General features: G+C 44.6%; 19 protein-coding genes. 10 read left to right on the top strand and 9 right to left on the bottom strand.

The genetic code is table 11. The features are described 5' to 3' along the window. The first annotated feature begins 2 nt into the window (after window positions 1-2). Window positions 3-3,074, top strand: a complete 3,072-nt coding sequence (locus Q4549_RS09775) for an efflux RND transporter permease subunit (protein ID WP_303553216.1) — start codon at window positions 3-5, stop codon at window positions 3,072-3,074. Window positions 3,075-3,140: 66 nt separating this feature from the next. Here Q4549_RS09775 and Q4549_RS09770 read toward each other — a convergent pair whose 3' ends face one another. Together Q4549_RS09770 and tcdA are read right to left on the bottom strand one after the other, a co-directional pair. Continuing rightward, complete coding sequence (locus tag Q4549_RS09770) at window positions 3,141-4,775, bottom strand: methyl-accepting chemotaxis protein (RefSeq protein ID WP_303511530.1); 1,635 nt, start codon at window positions 4,773-4,775, stop codon at window positions 3,141-3,143. 183 nt (window positions 4,776-4,958) lie between these two features. Further along, the gene (gene tcdA, locus Q4549_RS09765) at window positions 4,959-5,732 is read right to left on the bottom strand and encodes a tRNA cyclic N6-threonylcarbamoyladenosine(37) synthase TcdA (RefSeq protein ID WP_303553215.1); all 774 of its coding nucleotides are present in this window, start codon (window positions 5,730-5,732) and stop codon (window positions 4,959-4,961) included. 152 nt (window positions 5,733-5,884) lie between these two features. Here tcdA and Q4549_RS09760 point away from each other — a divergent pair, with 152 nt between their 5' ends. Continuing rightward, window positions 5,885-6,412 (top strand): DUF4136 domain-containing protein, encoded by a 528-nt coding sequence (locus tag Q4549_RS09760; RefSeq protein WP_303553214.1) that lies wholly within the window; start codon window positions 5,885-5,887, stop codon window positions 6,410-6,412. A gap of 46 nt (window positions 6,413-6,458) precedes the next feature. Here the strand turns inward: Q4549_RS09760 and Q4549_RS09755 are convergent, their stop codons facing one another. Next, the gene (locus Q4549_RS09755) at window positions 6,459-7,937 is read right to left on the bottom strand and encodes a sensor domain-containing diguanylate cyclase (protein WP_303553213.1); all 1,479 of its coding nucleotides are present in this window, start codon (window positions 7,935-7,937) and stop codon (window positions 6,459-6,461) included. A 100-nt stretch (window positions 7,938-8,037) separates the two neighbouring features. Between Q4549_RS09755 and Q4549_RS09750 the strand changes: the two genes are divergently transcribed. Beyond that, a complete protein-coding gene (locus Q4549_RS09750) occupies window positions 8,038-9,072 on the top strand; it encodes an acyltransferase (RefSeq protein WP_303511535.1) in 1,035 nt (344 codons plus the stop codon). A gap of 41 nt (window positions 9,073-9,113) precedes the next feature. On the opposite strand, the gene Q4549_RS09745 is transcribed toward Q4549_RS09750, so the two are convergent. Further along, window positions 9,114-10,403: a hypothetical protein gene (locus Q4549_RS09745; RefSeq protein ID WP_303553212.1), complete on the bottom strand. Its 1,290-nt coding sequence runs from the start codon at window positions 10,401-10,403 to the stop codon at window positions 9,114-9,116. Between the two features lie 154 nt (window positions 10,404-10,557). Between Q4549_RS09745 and Q4549_RS09740 the strand changes: the two genes are divergently transcribed. Next, window positions 10,558-11,673: a DNA alkylation repair protein gene (locus tag Q4549_RS09740; protein WP_303553211.1), complete on the top strand. Its 1,116-nt coding sequence runs from the start codon at window positions 10,558-10,560 to the stop codon at window positions 11,671-11,673. 62 nt (window positions 11,674-11,735) lie between these two features. Here the strand turns inward: Q4549_RS09740 and fghA are convergent, their stop codons facing one another. Continuing rightward, complete coding sequence (gene fghA / locus Q4549_RS09735; protein ID WP_303553210.1) at window positions 11,736-12,575, bottom strand: S-formylglutathione hydrolase; 840 nt, start codon at window positions 12,573-12,575, stop codon at window positions 11,736-11,738. A gap of 12 nt (window positions 12,576-12,587) precedes the next feature. Further along, window positions 12,588-13,718 carry an S-(hydroxymethyl)glutathione dehydrogenase/class III alcohol dehydrogenase gene (locus Q4549_RS09730; RefSeq protein ID WP_137673324.1) on the bottom strand — a complete coding sequence of 377 codons (1,131 nt, stop codon included), beginning with the start codon at window positions 13,716-13,718 and terminating at the stop codon, window positions 12,588-12,590. A gap of 191 nt (window positions 13,719-13,909) precedes the next feature. Between Q4549_RS09730 and Q4549_RS09725 the strand changes: the two genes are divergently transcribed. Next, window positions 13,910-14,785, top strand: coding sequence for a LysR substrate-binding domain-containing protein (locus Q4549_RS09725; protein WP_303553209.1), 876 nt, complete (start codon window positions 13,910-13,912; stop codon window positions 14,783-14,785). A gap of 90 nt (window positions 14,786-14,875) precedes the next feature. Here Q4549_RS09725 and Q4549_RS09720 read toward each other — a convergent pair whose 3' ends face one another. Then, the gene (locus Q4549_RS09720) at window positions 14,876-18,268 is read right to left on the bottom strand and encodes a DUF5060 domain-containing protein (RefSeq protein ID WP_303553208.1); all 3,393 of its coding nucleotides are present in this window, start codon (window positions 18,266-18,268) and stop codon (window positions 14,876-14,878) included. Between the two features lie 492 nt (window positions 18,269-18,760). On the opposite strand from Q4549_RS09720, the gene Q4549_RS09715 reads away from it, so the two are divergent. Further along, window positions 18,761-19,714 carry a choice-of-anchor A family protein gene (locus tag Q4549_RS09715; protein WP_303553207.1) on the top strand — a complete coding sequence of 318 codons (954 nt, stop codon included), beginning with the start codon at window positions 18,761-18,763 and terminating at the stop codon, window positions 19,712-19,714. Between the two features lie 73 nt (window positions 19,715-19,787). Here the strand turns inward: Q4549_RS09715 and Q4549_RS09710 are convergent, their stop codons facing one another. Next, window positions 19,788-20,822, bottom strand: coding sequence for a carbohydrate-binding protein (locus Q4549_RS09710; protein ID WP_303553206.1), 1,035 nt, complete (start codon window positions 20,820-20,822; stop codon window positions 19,788-19,790). A 421-nt stretch (window positions 20,823-21,243) separates the two neighbouring features. Here Q4549_RS09710 and Q4549_RS09705 point away from each other — a divergent pair, with 421 nt between their 5' ends. Both Q4549_RS09705 and Q4549_RS09700 read left to right on the top strand, forming a co-directional pair. Beyond that, window positions 21,244-21,714 (top strand): carbohydrate-binding protein, encoded by a 471-nt coding sequence (locus tag Q4549_RS09705; protein ID WP_303553205.1) that lies wholly within the window; start codon window positions 21,244-21,246, stop codon window positions 21,712-21,714. A 595-nt stretch (window positions 21,715-22,309) separates the two neighbouring features. After that, on the top strand, window positions 22,310-22,627 hold the full coding sequence (locus Q4549_RS09700) for a glycine zipper 2TM domain-containing protein (protein ID WP_303553204.1): 318 nt from the start codon (window positions 22,310-22,312) through the stop codon (window positions 22,625-22,627). A gap of 41 nt (window positions 22,628-22,668) precedes the next feature. Here the strand turns inward: Q4549_RS09700 and Q4549_RS09695 are convergent, their stop codons facing one another. Continuing rightward, complete coding sequence (locus tag Q4549_RS09695; RefSeq protein WP_303553203.1) at window positions 22,669-24,063, bottom strand: SLC13 family permease; 1,395 nt, start codon at window positions 24,061-24,063, stop codon at window positions 22,669-22,671. A gap of 97 nt (window positions 24,064-24,160) precedes the next feature. Between Q4549_RS09695 and Q4549_RS09690 the strand changes: the two genes are divergently transcribed. Both Q4549_RS09690 and Q4549_RS09685 read left to right on the top strand, forming a co-directional pair. Then, window positions 24,161-24,961, top strand: coding sequence for a helix-turn-helix domain-containing protein (locus tag Q4549_RS09690; protein WP_303553202.1), 801 nt, complete (start codon window positions 24,161-24,163; stop codon window positions 24,959-24,961). A 178-nt stretch (window positions 24,962-25,139) separates the two neighbouring features. After that, on the top strand, window positions 25,140-25,697 hold the full coding sequence (locus tag Q4549_RS09685; RefSeq protein ID WP_303553201.1) for a hypothetical protein: 558 nt from the start codon (window positions 25,140-25,142) through the stop codon (window positions 25,695-25,697). Window positions 25,698-25,734: the final 37 nt, after the last annotated feature.

The raw sequence follows: 25,734 nt of genomic DNA, 5'->3' as shown, positions 1-25,734 counted from the left end.
TCATGAAATTTACCGATGCCTTTATTCGGCGACCCATCTTATCTCTGTCTTTGAGTTTGTTGCTGTTAATTGTTGGTGTTCAATCAATCTTTAAACTGCAAATTCGCGAGTACCCAGAGCTTACCAATACGGTGATTACCGTTAGTACCGCTTATTACGGTGCCCCCGCAGAGGTGATTCAAGGTTTTATCACCCAGCCTTTGCAGCAGTCGATTGCCGAGGCCGATAACTTAGATTTCTTAGAATCTAACTCGTCGATGGGTAGCAGTACCATTACTGCTTATATGAAAACCGGTGCTGACCCAGATGCCGCCTTGTCTGAGGTGATGGCCAAGGTGAACGCGGTGCGTGCCCGTTTGCCTAGCGAAGCTCTGGACCCGAACATTTCGCGCTCAACCGGTTCTAGTACCTCAATTATGTACATCGCCTTTAGCAGTGATGAACTTAAAGCTCCGCAGATTGTAGATTACGTAAACCGTAATGTGCAGCCGCAAATGGTGACCATTACCGGTGTGGCTAAAGCAAACGTTTATGGTCCGCAGCTGTCGATGCGAGTGTGGTTAGATCCGGTTAAATTGGCTAACCATAAATTGACCGCTGCTGAAGTGGTTAGTGCTTTGCAAAACAACAACTTTCGCTCTGCGCCTGGCCAAGCCAAAAGTCGTTTCTTCTTGTATAACGTAGAAGCGGATACCGATTTAAAAACGCGGGCTGAGTTTGAACAGCTAATTGTTGCTCGTAGCGATAACGGTATTGTGCGCTTAAACGACGTCGCTGAAGTTGAGCTGGGTTCTGCCCGCGAAACGGTGCGTGCTAAAGCTGATGCCAAAACAGCGGTAGTAGTAGCGATTGATCCAACGCCTACGGCAAACCCGCTAACGGTTGCGCAGTTAGTGACTGCGATGTTGCCAGATATTGAAGCCAATCTGCCAGACAGCTTAGGTATGAAGGTGCTCTACGATTCGACCGAATATATTGAATCGTCGATTAATGAAGTACTCACCACCATTGTAGAAGCGACCATTATTGTGGTGGTGGTTATCTTCTTGTTTATGGGTAACTTGCGGGCGGTGCTGATACCGGTAATTGCGATTCCGCTGTCGTTGGTGGGTGTGTGTTTAGCTATGCAAGCCTTAGGGTTCTCGCTTAACTTACTGACGCTGTTAGCCATGGTATTAGCCATTGGACTGGTGGTGGACGACGCTATTGTGGTGGTGGAAAACGTTGACCGGCATATTCGCCAAGGCATGAACCCCTTTGATGCTGCGATTGTTGGAACGCGTGAAATCGCCTTGCCGGTGATCTCCATGACCATTACTTTAGCGGCAGTATACTCACCGATTGCCATGGTGGAAGGTTTAACTGGGGTGCTGTTTGCTGAGTTTGCGCTTACCTTAGCGGGCGCGGTAGTGGTATCGGGCTTTGTTGCACTAACTTTGTCGCCGGTAATGTGTTCGGTATTGCTTAAACACAATCCTAACCCTGGCCGTTTTGAAGTAGGTGTTCATAACTTCTTAGACCGCTTAGACAGTGGTTACGACAAAATGGTGGGTGCGCTGCTTAATCGTCGCCCAGTAGTGGTGGTATTTGCGATTATTGTTATGGGGTCTTTATACCCATTACTGCAAATTATCCCCACCGAATTAGCACCTGCAGAAGATAAAGGTGCGGCGATGATTATGGCGAACGGCCCTGCCGGCGCAAACATCGATTACATGGACCAATACACCACTGAAGTAGGCCGTAGAGGTTTGGCTTTAGATGATATTGCTGGTTCATTTACTCTGGCCGGGATCCCAAGTGCTACACAAGGTTTAGGGTTTTTGAATACCACGGTGTGGGATCAACGCACCATGGATCAAGATACCTTGGTTAAAGCGATTCAAGCTGAAACCGCCGACATAGCTGGTGTATCAGTCGCGTCATTCCCGCTGCCGGTGTTACCGGGTGCAAGTGGCGGTTTCCCTGTGCAGTTTGTGCTGCAAGGCACCGGTGATTACCGTACTTTGGTGAGCTTGGCGCAAGAGCTTCAACAAGCGGCCATGCAAAGTGGTTACTTCGTATTTACTGATTTAGATACTAAGTTCCAAACGGCGACCCTCGATATTAAAGTTAACCGCGACAAGGCGGGTGCTTACGGGGTGAAAATGGCCGATATTGCTAGCACCTTGGGGACCTTAATGGGTGATGGTTACATTAACCACATTAACTACGATGGTCGTTCTTATGAGGTGATCCCTCAGGTGAAACGTGAAGATCGCCTAAGCCCTGAGGCTATTGGTCAATTTTACGTGAAAACTGTGGATGGTAGTCCAGTACCATTGGTTAACTTAATTGAGTGGGATTTAACTGGTCAGCCAGATTCACTATTGCAGATGAACCAAACTAACTCGGTCACTTTGAACGGTGCATTAATGCCGGGTCAAACCATGGGTGATGCCTTGAAATTTTTGGAGCAGAAATCAGCGGAGATACTGCCTAAAGGTTATGGCTTCGAGTACAAAGGCGAGTCTCGTCAGTTTGTGCAAGAAGGCTCGGCGCTTTATGCCACTTTTGGTTTAGCCTTAGCGATTATCTTCTTGGTATTGGCTGCGCAGTTTGAAAGCATACGTGATCCACTGGTGATTATGGTGTCGGTACCACTAGCAATTTGTGGTGCCTTGCTAATGATGGGCTGGGGCTTAGCGTCTCTCAATATCTATACCCAGATTGGTATGATCACCCTAGTGGGTTTGATTACCAAACACGGTATCTTGATGTGTGAAGTGGCTAAAGAGCGCCAGATCCTGAAAGGCGAAGATAAAATTACCGCTATTCGTCATGCGGCACGTATTCGTTTACGAGCGATTTTGATGACCACTATCTCAATGGTTGCTGGCCTTATTCCTCTGTTATTAGCAGTTGGTCCGGGCGCTGCAGCGCGTTTCGATATTGGTATGGTAATTTGTGCAGGTCTGTCGATTGGTACTGTGTTTACGCTGTTTGTATTACCGGTAATTTATTCATACTTAGGCGCTAACCATAAAGCGGTGCCAAGTGTTGAACACTTACAAGGTGAAACCGTCGCCGATTAATCTTGGTGATGAATAAACCATAAAAAAGCCCAGCTAATTGCTGGGCTTTTTGTTTCTGTCTATTACTTAGTAAACAAAGCGTTTCAGCTGGCTGGTGAAGTCGTCGGCTAGCTGATTGAGTTGGTCACTGATTTGATTTGACTCATCAACTTGTTGCGAGTTTTGCGCGGCTACATCGGCGATGCGCTCAATTAAGCTGGCTATCTCACCAGCGACGGTTGTTTGCTCTTTAGCGGCTGAGGCAATGTGTAGGTTCATCTCATTGATGCTGCCAATTGAAGTAACAATTTCTGAGAGCAGGCTCTCGGCAGTTTCTACCTGCGTGACCACTTCGTCGGTACGGCTTTGGCTTTGCTCCATAGCCGTTACTGCGTTATTGGCGCCACCTTGGATTTTTTCGAGAATGTTCTGAATCTCACTGGTGCTTTGCTGCGTTTTTTGCGCCAAGGTTCTTACTTCATCGGCTACCACGGCAAAACCTCGGCCTTGTTCGCCAGCACGAGCGGCTTCAATGGCTGCGTTTAATGCCAGCAAGTTAGTTTGTTCGGCAATGCCCTTAATTACGTCTAGCACGGCTCCAACATTGTTAGAGTCAGCTGCCAAATCTTTTACCACCTGCCCAGCATGACTAATATCGGCTACTTGGCTGTTAATACTGGTAATCACTTCTTTCATGGCTTGAGCGCCGTTGTGCGCCGTAAGGTCAGTATTGTGGGTAGTATCTGCGGTATTAGCTGCAGTTTGCGACACTTCGTCAGCTGAGTGGGACATCTCTTGAATAGCAGTGGCCACTAAGTCTGAGCTTTCTCGCTGTTGGTGGGTGCCTTTGGCAAGGTCTTCAGACATGTTGCTTAACATGCTTGAGGAGTTGTGCAGCTGCTCTCCAGATTGGGTTAAATCTGACACCGTTAACAGTAAAAACTGTTGTAGTTTTCGAGTGGCATTGGCCAGTTTACCTAGCTCATCTCCGCGTTCTAGATGAATGGTGACATTGAGCTTTCCGTCGGAGAGTAAATCAATGTCGTCCACCAAGGAGTTAATTGGCTTGATACATTCTCGCTCCATGAAGATGAAGCTAATACAAATCACTAATAAGCTACTGATACCGATAATCATAAACGTTATGGAGCTGACTTGGTGCGCTTGTATGGTGTTTTTTTCAACTAGCTCGGCGGTAACCGCTTTCAGTTTATCGCTTAATTCGGCCATCGACTTTGAAGGCGCTCTATCCATGCCTTTTACGGCTTTATCGCCCACTTTAAAGTCGAAGCCTGCCGCTTCATATTCAGCTTTGCCTTTAGCATAAGCGGAACCTAGTATTTTGTGTGATGCTAGGAAGTCTTTGGCAGTGCGCGCTAATTCCGGGTAGTTGGCTTCTTCAAGTTCACTTACAAGCTTGGTGACTTGCTGCTGAACTTGTTGCTGTTTGTCTTGAAAACGCCCCCAGTATTTTTTGTTTTGCTCGGCATCGTGGCCACGTAGCAGGACGTTTTTCCATTCTTGGATTTGGGTTTTAAATGCAATGTGGGAAAGCAGCGCCACCTCTTCAAGATGAACTTCATTGTGGGTGAGTTTGTCAAAATTGTTGGCGGTTTCTTTTAAATGAAGTGCGGTGTATATGGCCACGGCCATTAATAACACTAGTGATGCGATAAGTACTGATAATATTTTGAAGCGTAGGCTGGATTTATCCCAAGACATCGTAGCTCTCCTTTGCTGATGTTTTAAGCATAGAACAGCATGCTTAAAACACTAGATAAACCTTTTGGCCAATAGTATTTTTCGCGGTTGTTATGCTTAAAATTGATTGTAAGGAGAGCGAATTGAAAACTAATTAATAGTTTCTATTTGTTTGATATTTAGAGGGTTTTTTCCAGTATCAATTTAAGCTGCTAGTTTCTTTAATACCCGAGATACGGCGGCAAAGGCGAAACTTGCAGTAACGTGGGTTACTGCACCAAAACCGCCGCTACAATCCATGCGCATGCTACCGCCTGAATCAGGTTTTGCCATGCAGGTTTCACCATCATTACTCGGGTAAATAAGTTGCTCGGTAGAGTAGACACAATCTACGCCAAATTTACGCTTAGGGTTTTTGCTAAAATTGTAAAAACGGCGCAGTTCGTTACGTACTTTAGCGGCCAATGGGTCTTGGATGGTTTTGGCTAAATCGCTGATTTGAATTTGAGTGGGGTCTATTTGCCCGCCAGCACCACCTACCGTAACCAGTTTGATCTTGTTGCGTTTACAAAAAGCAATTAAGGCTGATTTGGCTTTTACACTGTCGATGGCATCGATCACGTAATCAAAATCTTTGCTGATGTATTCAGCCAAATTGTCTTTAGTGACAAAATCTTCAATCTCACGACAGTCGCAGTCAGGATTAATTTGCAGAATTCGGTCACGCATTACTTCGGTTTTAGATTGACCGATTGTGCCAGTGGTTGCGTGGATCTGCCGATTAGTATTGGTGGTACAAATATCATCGAGGTCGATCAGGGTGATTTTACCTATTCCACTTCTGGCTAGCGCTTCTGCCGCCCAAGAACCCACGCCACCTATGCCAATGACACATACGTGAGCTTGCTGAAATGTAGCAAGGGCTGTTTGGCCATAAAGGCGGGCAATACCGCCAAAGCGTTGTTCGAATTGAGACATGATAAACCACCAATATTTTAACGGCGGCGATTATAACAAAGCGCTGAGCTGCGGTTAAGCATTAGTCATGTAAATAACGGGTAGGGTAAAATTGGCGACTTATGTTAGATTTAATTTAACGAAGTTTGCGCAATTAGCGCTTGGAGTAAACCATGTATCGCTTGTTTATTATTGCTTGTTTATCTTTTACTGCGGCAGCATGCACCATAAAACCTGCTGTTGATTACAACGTAGATCAAGACTTTAGCCAATACAAAGATTTTGCCTTTGCACCGATGCCAGAAGATGCCGTAGCCAGCATTGACGGCCAGCGCATTGAACGTGAACTGGATAGCCAACTGAAAGCTAAAGGCTTGAAGGTAGTAGAGCTTGAACAGGCCGATTTGTTAGTGGATTATCGAATAGATACTGCTACTGAGTTGGAATCTTATGGTGGTTCGTTTTCGGTAGGTGTTGGCCGCAAACACGGGGCGATTGGGGTGAGTTCGCCAGATCGTTATAAGGAACGTAAATACGGTAAGTTGGTGGTGGAGTTTTTAGATCCTGAAACCAAAGCCTTGGTATGGCGCTCTATTTCACAAAGTCAATTACGTGAAACCATGGGCCCAGAAAGCCGTGCTAAGTTCATTAATGAGCAAGTAGCCTTGATGTTAGAGAACTACCCGCCTAAAGCTAAATAATGAGTATTGCCCGCTGCATATTGATGCAGCGGGTCTAAGTGCTTAGCTATTCTGCAATAACACTTCTATTTCTGCCATTTTGCTTGGCTTGGTACATCGCCTTGTCGGCACGGTCTATCAGTAAACTTGCCAGCACTTCATGGGTTTTAATCTGCGCAATACCACAGCTAATGGTCATGGTGATGAAATGGCCGTTAATGTTTAGTTCGTTGTGATTAACCGCTAGGCGGATCTTCTCTGCTACCTCTAAAGCAGCTAAGGCATCACAGTTTGGGAGCAATACAATAAACTCTTCGCCGCCCCAGCGACAGATTACATCGGATTGACGAATATGCTTTTGGGTTAACTCGGACATTTGTTTTAGTGCAATATCGCCAACATTATGGCCGTAGTTATCATTCACTGTTTTAAAGTGGTCAATATCGAAAATAATAATCGAGCAGGGGCTATTGGCTCGGTGTTGAATATCAATCACTTGCTCCAAATGTCCTTCAAAGCTTTGTCGATTAGACATTCCAGTGAGTTTATCGGTAGAGGCCAGCGTTTCTAAATGGCGCTGGTATCGGCCCACAGTGAAGTTAGCGACAATTAAACTACACAGGGTGACCACTAGGCTAATAAACAGATTAATCCAAAGAGTTTGCCGCAACTGAGCAGTAGCAGGTAGGTCTTGCTGCTCAACAATAAGGTACCAATTAAACTCAGGAATGTAGCGCGCATTGAGATAAATCTGCGAACCATTTTCGTTAAAGCTGTATCGGCCTTCTGTGGCGCTTAATATCAAGGTAGCTTGCTCGGCTAAGCCGGCGCGCTGTTTTATATTACGAGGCCCAGTAAAGCCAGAATCGCTCAAGGTGAGGTTGCCTAAGGGATCAATAAAATAAACACTACGCTGGTAGTTTTTTTGATAGTGGCCAATCAGTTTCTTCACCGAGTCTACGCTTAGCCCAACACCGGTAACACCAATCAGTTTTTCATTAAAGTCATAGACTTTGTAGTTTACAAACACAGTAGTACGGCTTGTATCGGCAGTGTCGTAATCTATATTTATTTCATAGTCTTGCGAGGGAGGAAGCTGGCTAACGCGGTAAAACCAAGCGTCATCAGGATCATCAATGGACAGGCTTTTTATCACACCATCAGGGTGGTAATAGCGGCTACTACTGGCCGATACAAAGAAGCTAGTCACAGTTTGATAGCGTTGTTGAATAGTACTTAAGTAACGAATAATTGGCGCAGCGTCTGGATCGGCTTCTAAGGCCCAGTCTCGTAAAAATGTATCTTGGGCCATTAGTGATGAAATAAAAATTGGTCGCAACAAATCTTGTTGAATTTCGGAGTAAACCGTATCACTGGTAAGGGGTAAATGGGTGGTTTCGATTTGCTCTTTTAAAGAGTTATACGCCACTTGATAACTAAGCCAAGAAGTAAAGCAAAATGCGCATAGCAACATAAGTGGTAACAGCAGTAATAACTTACGTTTGTCCTTCCATGAACGGTTAATAGGCACTTGCTCTCCTTGCATTATGGCCTTTATTCAATGTTTTAGTGTAAGGTTAACGTTAGTCTTAGGCAACTCGCTTAGGCTGGCTCTAACCATTAATAATAAAAAGGTTAATGTTTTTATGGCTAACGACCAAGCTGTTCGTCCGTCCTTGTTTTACATTGAATGTTTGCGCTTTATTGCTGCTATTGCCGTGGTGGGAATTCATGTGCTCGGCCCTTATCGAGACATGGTCCCAGACTTAGCGTGGCACGAGTGGCTGCCGGCGATTTCCCTCAACGCAATTAGCCGATGGGCGGTACCTATTTTTATTATGATTAGTGGTGCTTTGTTAATGTCGGATCGGCGGCCCTTTAATGTTGCTCACTATTTGCCGCGTCGTTTAGCCAAAGTATTACTTCCCTTTTTAGCCTGGACAGTGATTTACGCCTTTGTTGGTGGTTACCAAGAAAGTGCTTGGTCTTGGGAGGCAACGGCAACGCTATTAGAAAATGCGCCGAATGAACATACTTGGTATCACCTCTGGTTTTTCTACGATTTTATCCCTCTGTATTTTGTGATTCCGCTCCTCGCTCCTTTGCTATATAAAATGGATAAGCAACGGATTCTGCTGCTGCTAGCGGCTTGGTTATTGCTGACCTTAATGCATTGGCTAAAAGTAGAAACGCCGCTTCGTCAAAATATCATTTTGTACACTGGTTACCTGATTATGGGTTGGTACCTATTTAACAACGACCAACAAGCCCATTTGAAGTTTTGGCTTGCCACTGGCGCGGCAACTCTAGCGTTTAACGTATTCGGTAGCGCCTTTTTCATTTGGCAGCAAGGTGAATACAGCAGTGTATTTATGGGTTACAAAAGCTTGAATACAGCAGTAATCGCTATGAGTTTGTTTGTATTGATTAAAGCTTATGCTGAACGAGTGCCCGACGGTTTTAGGCCGTTGATTAAAACCATTTCAAAATACAGTTTCGGTATCTATTTAGTCCATCCACTTTTTCTGATTCCAGTGCGAAATCCAGATTATGGGATTTACCAATGGTTCGGCCACTCAAGCATTGCCTTGTTGGTAATTACCGTGGTGGCTTTATCTTTAGCGTTTGTCGTTAGCTGGTTGCTAACGCGTTCATCATTAACCCGCTGGTTGGTGCCTTAAAGTGCTAATCGCCTATTTAAGTAGGCGATTAGCTAAAGGTATTAACGCTTTAAGTCAAAAGAATCATAAGAAACACGATTGCTTGTGGTATTGATTGAGCGAGATTCTACTTGCGGCTGTAAAGCTATCCATTGATCAATTAGCTCATGGTATTCACTTTCAAAATCCGAGTAAGTTAACGCACTTCCATCAGGGCGCTTGGCGTAAGCATTAAATGCTTCTCTAAAGTCGGGGTTGGGTTGATTGAGAACATCATAGTTATATTCAGAATTTTGTTTATGGGTAACCACGTGGTACACGCCATTGTCAGCAATGTACTTAAGCACATTAATTATAAATCCCGGAGATGTGGCTTCTAAGTAACCTACTGCGATACCGTAGTGGCTATAAGCGATTGAGCCTAAAGTGCTTTCCCACTTATCATCTAAAGGATAGCGATTGTTATGCGTGGTGGGATCGGGTACGTGCCCCATTGCGTGCTCGGCACTGCCTTCTAAAAACCAGCGATCTACTTGGCTTAAGTAAGTCACATATTGGTGCTGCACGGTATGCATCAGCTCATGCGTGACAATATAAGCCGAAGTCGGTCTGTCATCATCAGTTCTGGCTGTATAGCCAACCAGGTTACCAGTGGCCCAATAATTCGTGTTATTGAATCCGTTATTTAGGCACACAATAGGTTTTTCAGGGAGAGATTGCCCAAAGGAATCCGATAACGAGCTTGGATCTAGTTGCTCTTTTACCATTGTTATCAAATTAGCCATTTGAGATTTGTCTAAATGACGGATCTTCTGGTAAAGGTATTTTTTCTGCAAAGTCTCGTCAATAAGATCGTCGTAGTCTGTTGTTAGCTCTTCCCCGGTGATCTGTAGATATAACTGTTTTCCTTCAAAAGTACTGGCATGCTCTTGGAAAAATGTAGTCGCAACAAGATATGTTTCCAAGCTAAACGGATAGCGTTGTTGTAGCGCCAGTAAATCTGTTCCCATTCGTTGTTGTAAATCTGTTAATCCAAATTCAGTCCAGCTGGCGAAGCGCTCAATTAGTTCAGTAGAAGTATTACTTCCCCCAAAAACCATTACCTTATCAGTTTCATAATAACGATCGTAATTTCTACATATTTTGCTGTCATACATACTTAGGGTATTCGTTGGATAGACAAAGCCGCTAGCTGCTTTTGATTTCATCACTCCGTTTACAGTAGGTAGTTCTGGTGCGGGTTCACTAGTTTGTGAATTGTTAGAGCTTGCTGAGCCTCCCCCCCCACAAGCGACGAGGGTTAGTGATAAACACACAGGGATGAGTAAGTTGGACGGGCGCAATAATTCCATTTATAGCCTCTTGATTGAGCAGTTTTGTATATTGAGATGATTAATTATTTTTTATTCAATATATTGGTTTCTATCGTTTGTTAATAGCTACACATCATTTAATTGTGATTAATGTCAATAGAGTGGTGGCAGTAGCGATTACTGAGGAAGTTTGATGGAACAAATGCTCATGAAAAATGGCTTAGCTGAGCCTGCATTACAGCGTATTTCAAAAGGGATAACCGCAGTTTATCCTCAGTTTGATAATGAGCGTTTTATGTCTTTGGCGCTAGATAGTCTTGAAGCCTTAGAGCTAAAGCAGCGGGTGACTCAAATTATTGAGGTGTTACAGCAAACCTTACCGGCTGACTTTAGTGAGACAGCAAAGGTATTGTCTGAATTACCAAAGTATTGGGATCGCGGTGACCCGGATGACAGTTTGCGTGGTTTTGCTATTTGGCCTGTGACCGATTACGTTGCCGTTGCAGGGATAAATGATCCTCAATGCGCCTTGCCTGTATTAGCCCTATTAACCCCTTTGTTTAGTGCTGAATTTGCCATTCGTCCGTTTATTGAAAAGTATCCTGAGCTAACGTGGTCGCAGTTGCATGATTGGTGTGAAGATGAAGATGAACACATCAGGCGTTTAGCCAGCGAAGGGTGCCGCCCGCGGCTACCTTGGGGGGCGCAATTAAAAGGGTTGATTGGCGATCCCACTCCTATTCTTGCTTTGCTGGATAAGCTTAAAGCAGATGACAGTTTATACGTGCGGCGCTCGGTGGCGAATAACTTAAATGACATCAGCAAAGATCACCCCGAGCAGGTGTTAGCACTTTGCCAACGTTGGCAAAGCAAGGCCAGTGAAGAAGTGGAATGGGTGATAAAACATGCGACTCGTAGCTTGGTGAAACAAGGACACCCTTTAAGTTTCCCTCTGTTGGGTTACACCGCTAAGCCACAGATTGAGTTGGAAGAATTTGCGTTACTTAAGCCACAAGTAAAAATGGGGGATTCACTCACTTTTGCCTTGGCGATTCGGGCTAAGCAAGCCAAGCAAAAGTTTGTGTTAGATTTTGCCGTGCATTTTGTTAAAGCAAATGGGAAAACCGCCGCCAAGGTATTTAAGTTAAAGAACCTTAGCTTAAACAAAGATGAAATGTTTGCGATTGAAAAACAACACTCGTTTAAAGCGATCTCTACCCGCAAATATTATCCCGGTGAACACTTTGTAGCCTTGCACATCAATGGCCAAGAGATTGCGCGTTTGGGCTTTGAATTAACGCAGGACTAAAACCGCAACAAATAAAAAAGCCAAGCATAGCTTGGCTTTTTTGGCGCCATTTTAAGTGCTCGTTATAGTAAGTGTTGAGCGTGAAAGGCTAAGTGTGACTCAATAAAACTCGCAATGAAGAAGTAGCTATGGTCATAACCCGGATGCATGTTTACCTTCAGCGGGTAATTGCTTTGCTTCGCGGCGGCGATTAAGGCCTCAGGTTTTAGTTGCTCGACTAAAAACTTATCTGCTTCTCCTTGGTCAATTAAGGCCGGTACATACTGGCTAGCCTTACGCATTAGCAAACTGGCGTCGTATTGTTCCCAATGTTGTCGGTCTTGACCCAAATATGCCTTGAAGGCTTTTTGTCCCCAAGGTACTGCGCTGGGATTACAAATGGGGCTAAAGGCTGATACGGAGCTATAGCGTTGCGGATTACGCAAAGCGATTGTTAAAGCGCCATGTCCCCCCATTGAGTGGCCTGAAATCGCCCTTTTGTTGCTTACAGGAAAGCGCGACTCAATCAGTGCTGGTAACTCCTTCACAATGTAGTCGTACATTTGATAGTGCGAACTCCACGGCGCTTGGCTAGCGTTGAGGTAAAAACCGGCCCCTTGGCCCAAGTCGTAGCCGCTATCATCGGCCACATCATTGCCTCGTGGACTAGTATCGGGCGCCACAATGGCAATGCCTAACTCTGCAGCTAGACGTTGTGCGCCGGCTTTTTGCATAAAGTTTTCATCGCTACAAGTGAGCCCAGACAACCAATACAGCACTGGGACAGGCTGATTAGCGCTGGCTTGTGGCGGCAAATAAATAGCAAATGTAGCCACGCCATTTAAACTGCTAGCATGGTGGCTGTAGCGTTTGTGCCAGCCGCCAAAGCTTTTGTTTTCACTGATAAGTTCAATGTCTTGCATGCCGTTTTACTCCTATTTGTCGAAGTGAATAACGGTGCGAATGCTCTTACCTTGATGCATTAAGTCAAATGCTTCATTTACTTTGTCTAAGGCCATGGTGTGGGTAATAAAGTCATCAAGCTTAAACTCACCAGCCATGTAGCGCTCTACGTATTCAGGAAGCTCTGAACGGCCTTTTACGCCGCCAAATGCTGAGCCTTTCCATACTCGCCCGGTGACCAACTGAAAAGGTCGTGTTGATATTTCTTGTCCGGCACCGGCTACGCCAATAATCACCGACTCGCCCCAACCTTTATGGCAGCATTCTAGCGCGCTACGCATTAAGTGAACGTTGCCCACACACTCAAATGAGAAGTCCACACCACCGTCAGTCATCTCAACAATCACTTCTTGAATTGGCTTGTCGAAGTTTTTAGGGTTTACGCAATCAGTTGCACCTAGCTTGCGGGCTAAGTCAAACTTGGACTCGTTAATGTCGATGGCAATAATGCGACCCGCTTTGGCCATTTGAGCGCCAATAATGGCTGATAAACCAATGCCGCCTAAGCCAAATACCGCCACGGTATCACCGGGTTGCACGTTGGCAGTGTTGGTTACCGCGCCCATGCCCGTCGTTACCCCACAGCCTAACAAGCACACTTCTTCTAATGGGGCTTCTTGGTTAATTTTAGCCAGTGAAATCTCAGGCAGTACCGTGTATTCACTAAAGGTTGAGCAACCCATGTAGTGATAAATTGGTTCGCCATTGATAGAAAAACGCGTAGTGCCGTCGGGCATTAAACCCTTACCTTGGGTTTCACGAATTTTTTGGCACAGGTTAGTTTTACCTGATTTGCAAAATTTACACTCGCCGCACTCTGGGGTGTATAGCGGAATAACGTGATCACCCACTTTTACACTGGTGACACCTTCGCCAATGGATTCTACAATGCCGCCGCCTTCGTGGCCTAAAATGGCGGGGAAGATCCCTTCAGGATCATCGCCCGATAGCGTAAATGCGTCGGTGTGGCATACGCCAGAGGCGATGATTTTTACGCGAACTTCGCCTGCTTTAGGTGGCGCAACATCCACAATTTCCATTTTTAATGGTTGGCCTGCAGCCCATGCTACAGCTGCTTTTGATTGAATGGTTTGGGCAGTCATTGCTCTTCCTCATTGGTGTTAGTGATCGCCAGGTTGGGCGTATCTAATGCGAACATTATATTTATTTCTGGTTTGGTGATAATCTGGTTTTTTGTTAATTCACTTTTACTGTGTGGTAATAATCATTGATTGAAGTCCTGTGACTTGCTCAAGCGTATTTCCAGCAGTGTTATTTGCTTAGGTGGGTCACTATGTTCCAGTGGGACGGTATTAACGAATTTGTGGCAGTGGTTGAAACGCAGAGCTTTACAGTGGCGGCTCAGCGCTTAGGTATTTCCACAGCCCAAGTTAGTCGACAAATTTCTCAGCTGGAAACTCGCTTGGCCATTAAGCTATTTTATCGCACCACTCGACGGGTCTCGGTGACCGATAGTGGTCAATTATTCTACCAACAGTGTAGGCCATTGATTGAGGGCTTGCAGGATGCTGAACGAAGTTTAAGCCAGTTACAAAACGTGCCTCGTGGCAGCTTTAGCATGACAGCACCAGTGACCTTTGGTGAGCAGCATATCGCGCCAGCAGTGAATGACTTTTGCCTGCAATATCCTGAGTTACAAGTATCGCTACAGCTAACTAATCAAAAAATTGATTTAGTTGATGAAGCTATTGATTTGGCTATACGGCTGGGTGATTTACCTGATTCAAGCATGATGGCCAAACGATTAGGCGAACGCAGCTTACATGTGTGCGCGTCGCCCGCATATTTGGCGCAATATGGTGCGCCCTATAGTGTTAATGAACTTACCAAGCATAATTGTCTTCAGGGAAATGCCGAGTATTGGCGGTTTGCTGAGCAGGGTAAAAGTACTACCTTAAAAGTGAGAGGCCGTTTGCGCTGTAATAGTGGGAACGCCTTGGTAGACGCTAGCTTGAAAGGGCTGGGCATTGTGCAGTTACCCGATAGTTACGTGAAAGAGCATTTGCAATCGGGGGCATTGGTAGAGTTATTGCTGCCTTATCAAAAAGACCCTGAGGGTATTTGGGCGCTCTATCCTCATAATCGTTATTTATCTAATAAAGCCAGTTTAATGCTGTCTCACCTGCAGGCGTATTTCGCGGAAGTATAAATGGTTGATGAGCTTACTTGTGCAGTAGAAGTTTACCGGTGAGTAGTATATTAAAAGTGGGCTAAGTAAGCTTAGCCCACTGAGTGTGGTTTATTGCGCGCTTAGTTCTAGTGAGCGCCAGCGACCACGTGCGTAGTCTGCTTGTCCGTTACTCGAAATCACTTCGCCATTAGAGGTGGAGTTAAATTCAATTTGAATCACATCACCTCGAGTTAACGAAATATCGCTCCAAGTATGTTTACTGGTTTGGTAGTTGTTTGCCGATTTAGGGTTAGTGTATTCACCCACTTGTTGGCCATTGACCACTAAACGATAGTTACTCTCTCCGTCATTTTCAGTAAGCGTTGTGATAGTGATGCTGTAGTCAGCGTTATCACCATTAAAGGTGTAGCGCGCTGCAGCGTACTTATCTTTGTAACTCCCTGCATTTACCGCCAAAGCATTGCGAGCAATGTCTTTATAAGCAGGTACAAAACCATTTACTGTTGAGATATCAAAGCTATTTATATCTAAGACGATTTTACTCATGGGAGGTTGGCTAGGATTATCGCCACCTTGGCCATCTTCACCTAACTCACGATTGGTGATCAGAGCGACCCAATCTTGATTGGTTTCGCTAGGCGGATTGCCAATATTAAGCGTAGTACCGCCGCTTAGGCTTAAACCTTTGCTGAGTGATCTACTGCGTGGGTTGTACCAGTACACTTGATAAAGGTTGTTATTGGCTAAGGTAATGTTAGTGCTGCCACCTTTGCGCAAGTTAATGATGTAGTTGTTTTGCTTATCAGATAACACCCAATCGTTATTGCTTGAAGTGGCTGAGTTATCTACTTCAAGGTTTTGTAGGTTTAAACCTAACTGCGCTTGCAAGACCTCTTTGAAGAAGTAGTGAACGTGACCCGTTTGTTGCCATAACTGATCAAATTCGCGTAAATCTTCTACCGCCAAGTCGTAAGCATGGCCACCGTCATTTTTTAAGTACCAAGAGAAGCCAGCACCGCCCGACATAACACTGGCCCACATCCAATAAACCCGCTGGCGTGCATTAACACCTTGGTAAGGTTTGGGCGCATCACCACCAGACGCTTCGGTATAAGTGACATACCATTGTTTACCCGCTGCAGCCGATTTGTTTAACCAGCTAATGGTTTCCCCATAAACTGAGTTACGTGTTGCCGTTGCGCTAGCGTTTTCTGGAATACCGCCATACTGAATCGTAGGGCCATTAAATGTTGGGTGCCCTAACATGTCGTCGTAACGATCGTGTTGGCCAGGGTAGGTGTGTAAGGTAATACCGTGATCATAGGGGTCGAGTTGACGAATATAATCAGAGTAGGCTTTTAAGGCTGCTGTAGACGTTGCATCTTGCTCTTCACCTAAGTTCCACTGCACTGCGGGGTGGTGGGCAAAGCGTGAGATTAATTCTCGGTAATATAACTTGCGCTCTAAACCTAAACTGGCATTGTTAAGCAATGTTTCGTTTTCGGTTTCTTGAGTCATCATATGCAGCATAATGCCTTGCTGAGTCATATGTGAAAAGGCGCGTTCCCACTGGTCCAATTTACTCACATCAAAGGTGCGTTTGTTATTGCCATTTTCTTGATAAATCAACCAAGGGTGGGCATCACAGCCATCACCTTTTACGGTGTTCAGCATAATGTAAGCGCTATTTACCTGATGCGAACCTAGGTAGTTGATTAAGCCAATTAAGCCTTTGCCTTTTTGTTGAGCGCCAGACCAGCTTGGATCACCGACTTGCCAATCACTTTCGTGCTCAGCAAACTGGTGCAAAATGCCTTTACACGAGCCGCCGCTGCCTTTTACTGTGTTATCAAAGTCAGCATAACCAAAGATGTTCTCTGGGCTACCCATTCCTGCTTCAATAAATACATTGCCGCTGCCGGCAAAGCGCTGATAACGTTCGCCATCTATATGCTGCAATAAACCTTGGCTACGCAAATCTTGGCTATCGGCAGTAGAGGCAGTAACCGTAAAGGTTCCCTTATTTCCATCGAAACCAGCGATTGCTTGGCCTGAGTTCGCTTGGCTATCTACCGCAATGTTAGTGCCTTTACGGAAAGATACTTGGTAATCCCAGTCTCCCGTGTTTGGTGGCATAAAATAGGCGCGCCATACATTACCTTGGCCAGCGCCGCTGTCGGCAGCATCGCCTGAGGCAGCAAAGTGACCCGGTACTACAACACGCTGATTGCCTTGGCTGAAGGTGACATTAAAACGATGGTTAGTGAAGGTGGCTGTATCACTTTCATCAGCAAAGTAACCTTTACAGTTAAGCTCTACTCTATGCCATTGTTGGTTTTGGCCCACTATTTCACAGGTTTTTGCCGTCGCTGTGGCAAGGGTTTCTGGCAGATTTAGATTTTGTGCTTCAGCAGTTCCCACCGAGGTATGGCGGAATACAAAGCGATCTACTTTAAAAAACTTAGAGCGACCAGAAAGGGTAAAGGTATATGGTTCGCCAGCGTTTAAATGATAAATAGCGTTGTGCTTAGCATGGTTTTTATCTAAACGTTTACCAGAAGCCCACACGAATTTTTTATCTGCTCCACCATAGAATTTGGTATCAGAGCTTAAAATGGCTTTAGTGGCATTTCCATCGCCATCAATGGCTTGATAGTTGCCATCTAATCGCACATAACCGTCGTTGGCTACGTCACTGCGGTTATCAATGGTTTCTCTCGCAACGTACATATGTAAGTGATAAGTACCTGTTTGCGCAGCGGTAAAGCTGTACTCCAAAGGAGAGTTAACCGGACCAGATATATAGCTGTTGCCGTTAAACTCTAAATATCCGTTGCCGGTATAGCCGCTTACATCTGATTTACGCTGCCATTCGCCTAAGTCCGATAAGGTATTCTCAGCTTCAATAATGATTAAGCCATTCAGCTCTTGATATTGGGTAGTGACCTCTGGCGCGTTATTGTCACCGCCGTTGTCACCACCGTTATCGCCGCCGTTATCGCCGCCATTGTCACCGCCATTGTCACCGCCATTGTCACCGCCGTCATTTATATCTCGGCATGCTTCGGTTCCGCACTGGCAATAACTTTGCTCACTGCGTGAATTTACGCAGTCATTAGCAGTACTTCCGTGGATGATTTTACATTGAGCGGTAGTGTCACACTCGTCTCCGTAGTCCGGTTCTGGTTCCGGTAGCACAGGGCTTTGAATGTCGGCACATACGCCGTCTTCACACATGCAATAGCTTTGCGAGCTGCGGGAATTAACGCAATCGTAAGCGCTGTTGCCATAAATACTTTTACATTCAGAGGTTAAGTTACATTCATCGCTAGTTACTGCTGCCACTTGGAACGTAGCCGGTTGCGCGTTGAAACTATTAAGTAAGCGGTTTAAATCAATGCTGTCGTTGCTGGTATTCGCATTGGCAAAGAAGGAAAAAGCTAAACAAAGCAGGCTTATAAAACCTCTCGCTTTTCCTAATCGATGTTGATGTTGTTTCACTGTGTTTTTCCTTGTGTTTGTTTGTTCAACAAAGTGCAAAGAAGGCTTATCTTTTTCAGTGATAAGCCAGTCGTCTGGTCTGTAACGTTTGTACTTAGCGTTGAGTATTAAAATTGACTATTTATTATGATTTTTTTGTCAGCAAGGATTTGAGCAATTTATCACTAAGCTGTCCAGTAGTAATTTACTGTTTTTATTGATTTTTTAATGTAGTTTTTAATTTGATAATACTTAAGGGAAGTGTTTTTGGTGTTCACTAGTTTAGAGTCTTATATTTGTCGACTTTTTTTACAAAATATATTATTTCTATGTGTTCATAATAATGCACTAACTTTTAACTGTATGATAAATAAAGGCTATTACTTAGTGGTCTGATTTGTGCTTAGTGATGTGTATTGTTTGATTCACCACTGAAATAGTCGGTGAGTGACGAGTGACAGATTAGCGCGAACCCTGCGCGCCGTGTTAGTAAGATTAGGAATTAAGAAATACATGTTTAGCAGTAAAAAACATCTCATTGTAGTAGCGTCAATGCTAATGTCGGGCTTCGTTCAGGCTACCCCTCTTAGCGATTTCAACCTCATTTTAACTGGCGATTACAATTACCAAGGCGGTGAAGTAGAAGGACGCACCTTATTAGGTGGCAATCTAAATGCGGCCGGGCATTCTCCTACTTTTGCTACGCGCGAAACAACAGTACCTAATAAAGACACCGTAACTATTGTTGGCGATGTAAATGCCGGTAACATTAACCTTAATGCGGGCAGCTTAAGCTATGGTGGCAGCTACAATTTAGCGTGGAATGTTAACCTTAACGGCGGTGGTTCTAGTGTACAAAGTGTGACTGCTGGCAATCAAATTGACATGCAAGCAGCCTTTGATGATGTTGAAACAGAGTTACGTAACGATTCAGCTTATTTCGCTAGCTTGAGCAGTAATGCAGTGTTAAACGGCAGCCAGCTATTATATAGCGGTGCAGATAGCGTGGCTGTATTCGACCTCGATTTTAGTCAAGTATTTGCTCAGAACAACTCATTGTCTTTAGATGCTGGCACTGCGGAAACAGTGGTGATTAACGTATCTGGCAGCGATGTAACTGTAGGTGGCGGGGTAAACCTTACTAACGGTTTTGGCGTTCAAGCGGTCGGTATAAACATTGGTGCGGCCAATATTCTTTGGAACTTTTACGAAGCAGATTCCATTGATTTTAATAACTTAGCCACTGTTGGTTCGGTACTCGCTTTAGATGCTGACATCACTGGCGGAGCAGTATTTGACGGTAGTGTAGCGGCTAAGAGTTATACCGGTGCTCGCGAATTTCATAGCTTTGGTTTTGACTGGACTCCTCCTCAAGTACCTGCAGTGGTAAGTGAAGGTTCAACCACCATGCTATTTGCTTTTGGCTTGGTATTTTTAGCGCTGTCGCGTCGTAAAACCCGCATCTAAAAAGCACTCCAACTGTTTTAAAAGCCTCGAGTTTATGCTCGAGGCTTTTTTGTTTCCGGCTTTTATTAGCGTATTAGTTAACGGGTGTGGCCTGATAAGCGCCAGTTAAGCTATTAAAGGTGATGCGAATAGAGCCCGCGTGGTCTACTTGAATGTTGGCACCGTTTAAGTTGGCAAAGCCATCGTTAGTGTCGTCACCAAAATTACGTGACCAATCATTGTAGATATCAAACTTAAAGTCGGTAGTGCCGTCGAAATACACCACTGTTGACCACGTGTAATCATCAATTAAGCTCATTGGTAATGAGTTCCAGCCGCTCGGTTCGCCACGAAAGTAAACTTGAGGATAGCGTTGCAACAGCTCACCGCGACCGAGACTTTCACCCGTTTTGAACAGTCGATAATTTTTGCCGTAGTAGTTATCAATAAACGTGTTCTGACCATCTTGGTACTCAAGATAAAACTCAAAGCGGCGGTAGTATTCAATGTACTGCTGGCCAGTCCATACACCGCTTAAGCCATTGCCGTCGGCAACAGTATGGCTAAGGGTAAGATTAGTACGGTAGCTATGCTGCCAATTGGTGTCTGAGTACACCATTGTCACTTTGTCTGCATTACCGCTGGCTATGGCGCGGGCGGTTACGGTGATTAATGATGATTCACGGTAGGCATCATCTAAAGCCACTGCTTGGTGGGCTAAATGGGTTTGGGTGGTGGCGTCAAATTGGTAATTTTGTTGCTTGTTATTATCCCAATAAGTATCGCCATTGACTTGGTATTTAATGGCAAATTGAGTCGAAGATACTGAGCCTTGTAGCGGTAAACGAAAGCTAAATGCTTCATAGCCATTGCTGGTGGCGGCTACGTAAAAGGCGGGATGATTTAGCCATTGGCCATCGCTAGTTTGGTAGTGTATCCACACTTGTTTGTTTGGGCCGATGTTTTTCACTTCTACCGCGCCTTCTAGCTCTGCGCTAGCAAAGCCATTCTCAAAATACGGGGTAAATTGGGCGTGCCTTAGCCTGACTTCTTCGGCAGCTTGCGCACCGCTTACGGTGAATGCTAAACCTACTGCGGCGATCTTCATTATTGTTAGTATTTTATTCATATTATCTTCCTTGCTGTATAAACCCACCATCCTTAACGCGGTGAGCAGGTTTGAATATAGCAACGGCCATCAAGCTTGCTGGGTTAATCATCATTGCGGTATGAATTGTTTCGTACTTTAGTACGAGAGGCGTATCGCTTAGCCTCATTTTGTTCAATGAGGGGGTAGGTATTTTTGAAAGCAATTCGTTTTGAGCATTAGCGTTGTTAGCGCTAACAAAATGTTACTTGATTTAACAATAATTGCTATGCGCGAGTGCTTGATCACAAATGGCGCGGCTAAAATTTGCTGGAAAAATGAATCTATATAACCTGCAGAGACGGGTTAAATTATAAGCAATGAATAGGTGCGTAGTTCTGCCAGGCTTAGGTTTTCTCCGTATTCGCCATCTACCGATATTTTATTAAAAGAGAGAAAACCTATGGTTGTTTTATTTAATAACAAGTTCGTTAAAGTGTGTTCTGCATGTGTATTGGCCTTAGCAACATTTGTTAGCGCAGCGGCAAATGCCTCTGTGAAAGTTGAAGCTGAAGATTTCACTAATCAAAAAGGCATTAAAACCGAGTCTAGCTCTGATACTGGCGGAGGTGTAAACATAGGTTACATTGAAAATGGGGACTGGGTTGAATACGCGATTGACGTGCCTGCTGCCGGCAGTTACACACTGACTACTCGCGTTGCGAGTGCTACTGATGGTGGTCGTTTTGTGGTGTTAGCAAATGACAGTGAAAAAGCCACCGTTAAGGTTAAAAGCACCGGCAATTGGCAAGCTTGGAAAACCATTGAGTCTACCGTTATGTTAGATGCTGGCCCGCAAACTTTGCGTTTTAACTTCAAAGGCGGTTCTGGTTACTTATTCAATATGAATTGGTTTGAACTCATCGCCCAATAGTAAGCCTAGGCTAAAGGGTATTTCGCTGTTGCTCTTTGGCCTTAACACTGTGTTTTATTGGTATTTATACACGCTGGTAGGCTGTGGCTAGTGAGCACTCTTGCTAAGTGCTAGGTTTGTTAGCTAAACGCTTAACAAGCTGCGGGATTAACTGGCCAACTCTATTCTCAAGCTATTCTAAACACGCATTTCTTATTTGTCGCATTTCTTATTTGTCGCATTGTTATCGAGTAGCCCCTCGCCAAGCTGTTTTATATTTTTCGTCCTCCCACGGCTGGCTCTATTTGTTGCAACGCCCTCATCGAAGACAAAGATGATTCAGCCTAAGTCCACGTTAGTTTTTCCTCTTAAACCAATCTCTACAAAGGGTTTGCGGTGTTTTTCACCTTTGGTTTATTTATTCGCTGTTCTATTAACTCAATTTAGCAAAATATGATTATTGTTTGCGTTTATCAGTTTTTTTATTGGGTATAATTTCAAAAAACAGCAGTGTAAGCTAATGAAAAATATACTTTTATCAATCCCCTTTTGTTTGTTGCTTAGCGCTTGTGCGTCTGAACCGATTACGGTTTTGCGCACCTCTTACGGAGAGATAATGAGTGAGCAAACTGTGGCTAAGTCAAGCTCTAGCGGTTTAGCCACAATAGGTGGCGCCGCTATCGGTGGACTACTGGGTAACCAAGTGGGTGGTGGGCGTGGTAAAACAGCCGCTACCGTTACTGGGGTAGTGGTAGGGGGCGCAGTTGGTCACCAGGCATCAAAGAGTGAAGAAACTCACTACGAGTATATTGTTCACATGGACCATGGTGAAAAATTTATTCTTGAAACTAACACTCGGCGAAAAGAAATAGGCAGCCAAGTAATCGTAGAAAACTTATCTAATGGCCGAGAGCGGATTAACGTGCTGCCTTAACTATTTGCGCTAGTTATTCGGTATTTTGGGGTGTATGTCGCTTAGTGTATCCAGCCCAATAAACACCACCATAGGTAGTCTAGTGGCATCAACACAACGATGGTGATAACCGCCAGTGGAAAAGTAATTTTAAGCAGTTCCGTGAGTCGTTCGTTTGCCAACTGCATAGCAATAATAAGTGGTGCGACTTGGTAGGGAAAGATCACCGTAGAAAAGCCAATCACTTGAGTCATCAATACCGCGGGTAAGCTAAAACCACTGACTTCGGCAAAGTTCGCCGCCATTGGGCTTAGCACCGTAGGTACTCCAGGAATGGTAGTTACTAAACCGGTAAATGTTGAAATTAATGACAATGACATAAAGTGCAGGAACGAGCTGTTGGTTGATTCTGGCAATAGGCGACTAAAGGTGTGGCCAACATATTCACCAAGACCAGAGCTATTAACTAAGGCCCCCAGCCCAAGTGCTGCAGCGACAAAAACTATGGTGCCGAAATCTACCGAGTTGTTAAAGGATTTGGCTGTTACCACGCCCCATTTAGGCATTAGCAAAATAACCGCAGTGATTAGACCAACCCAAGCAGGGTTAATGCCATGAATCGAGTCTGTCACCCAAAATAACAAGGTGATGGATAACAGTATGGCGACGCGTTTTTGCAGTTTGCTATCAAATTTTTCGTCTTGCTTAGCGGGGGCTATCGACTGTGATGCTGAGAGTTCGGCAGGAAAAACGCGCAGCACCAACATCACAATCAGAATCGATTTAACAATGCCCAAAATAGGAAAGTGCAGCAGTAAATACTCAGTATAGTTAAAGCTAATATCAAACAGCGTTTCGCTAGAACCCGCCAAAATCATATTAGGAATGTTAGCTGGCAGTATGGCAAAGCTCGGCATGTTGCAAGACAGCGCCAGTGCAGTGGCAATACCGATGCGGCCTTTACTGCCTTGAGTAAAACCCATTTGCTCGGCTAAGGCCATTCCAATCGGCACTAGCACTACCGCTCGGCCAACTGAAGAAGGCATTACAAATCCCAGTAGCATTGCACTAAAGACCAAACCTGCAATCAGGTGTGTATAGCTAGCGCTTAAGTGAGGAGAAATCGCTAAGGCCAGCTTCTTACCTAAGCCAGATACCGAGATCGCCGAGCCAATAACAAAACCTGAAATAATCAACCAGACAGCCGTTGAGCCAAAACCCGAAAACAAAATATCACTGGGAATTAGCTTAAACGTGGCCGCTAGTGCAAAAAACAATAATCCGGTTAGAAATGGGGGAATAGCGCCTGTGCTCCATAACGCTAGCGTAATCATTACCAGCGCAGCACTATAAGAAAATAGCGCGGGGTAACCTTGCAGCGGAGATACTACAATCCAACATGCAGCGATAAAGGCGAGTAATAATGCTGACTGTTTAATGCTGAATTTACTGTCCATGTGTTGTTTCCGATTAAAGGCTATGAAATAAAACTTGAACTGAATGTGTTCATGTTTCTAAGATAGCGAAACCTCTCTGTCGTTTTAAGTGCTAAATATGACAAAGCATATTCCTGAGTCGACAATGTGGATGCCTAGCGAAGTGGCCTTTACGCTTGATCCAGATAAACCAGTATTAACTAACGCCAGAAGTATGTTGGCTGAGTCAGGAATGGTGCCGCATTCTCACCCGCGCGGTCAGTTGCTGTGGGCGGCAGAAGGTGTATTACGTGTTGCCAGTGAGCAAGCGGTTTGGGTTGTGCCGTCAAGTCACTCTGTTTGGATCCCTGGCGGCGTAAGCCATCAAGTGAGCTGCGAAATCGCCGCACGAACACGCAACCTATTCATCGACCCTTCATTCCCGGTTCGGCAAAGCGAAAAGAAAGGCGTAATGCTAAGCATGAGCCCTTTAATGCGGGAAATAGTGCTGCGACTCACTCAAGTTCCTCAGCGTATGACCCCGCAAAACATTCAGCGTTTAGGTCTGGTCGCCATCGATGAACTAGAGAATTTGACGCCTTTTGAAGTGAGTCTTCCCTCAGGTAAAGATTCGCGATTAGTTAAGCTAATTAGCTATATGGTGCAACACCCTAATGAAGCACCATCATTGGCTTCTTTAGCTAATATGGCTGGCGCGAGCGTGCGAACCATAGAGCGCTTATTTAAAGCCGAAACAGGGATGACCTTTCGCCAGTGGCGTAGCCGTTTTCGTTTAATGAATTCGCTAGAGCTGTTAAGCAAAGGCGAGAGTAGCACTTCAGTCGCCCATTCCTTGGGGTATAAAAGTGTGAGTAGTTTTGTGAAAGTGTTTCGCCAAGAGTTTGGGAAAACGCCACAGAGTTTTGCGATGGATATATAGGGTCGTAAACTTCAAGTTCTTGTTAATAGTTTTAGTTTCGTCTTGGGCGAAAATTCATCATTCTTGCTTAGCTTTAACTATTTATCTAATTGATAAATAGCTAAATATTGTTAGTATACTTTCTGAGGCTAACACTCGATTTACTGATAATAATTAAGAAACAAGGAAAACAAAAAAGATGACTTTAACAAAGGGAATGTTGAAGGGGCTGTCTATTGCCGCACTTCCAATGCTATTAGCTGCTTGTGTAAACATGACCGGAAAACCTTACACGCCATCCACCACTAATGTCATTAAAATGCAGGAATCAATTGAAACAAAATTGAAACTTGATGCATTCACTGAAAATGCTGATATTCCAGAATTAGTTTGCCGGCTTGGTGCTCCAATTGACGTGACAGCAGGAAAGACTCGCGCGCAGTACATATATGAAGCAATGCAAACAGAGCTGTTTATGGCAGGTGTCTATGATTCGAAAAGTGACACTGTTTTGTCTGGAACTTTGACCTACGTTAGCTTTTCCTCTACATCACCAGCTAGTTGGACGATAACTATGGATGTGGCTTCTAGTAAGTCAGAAGGTTACACTGTTACTACAAACTATCCATTTAAGACTAGTTATGACGGCAAGCAAGCTTGTCAAAATGTAGCTGATGCTTTCGCTCCTGCAGTACAGCGTCTTATTAGAGACGTGATTAGTCACCCAGACTTTTCATCATTAGCCGCTTCTAGTTAAAACGTTGATCTAGTTATAAAATAAAAAGTTTGGCACT

Source organism: Agarivorans sp. 2_MG-2023 (genome assembly GCF_030548085.1).
GTDB lineage: Bacteria > Pseudomonadota > Gammaproteobacteria > Enterobacterales > Celerinatantimonadaceae > Agarivorans.
This window is presented reverse-complemented; position numbering and strand designations above follow the sequence as displayed.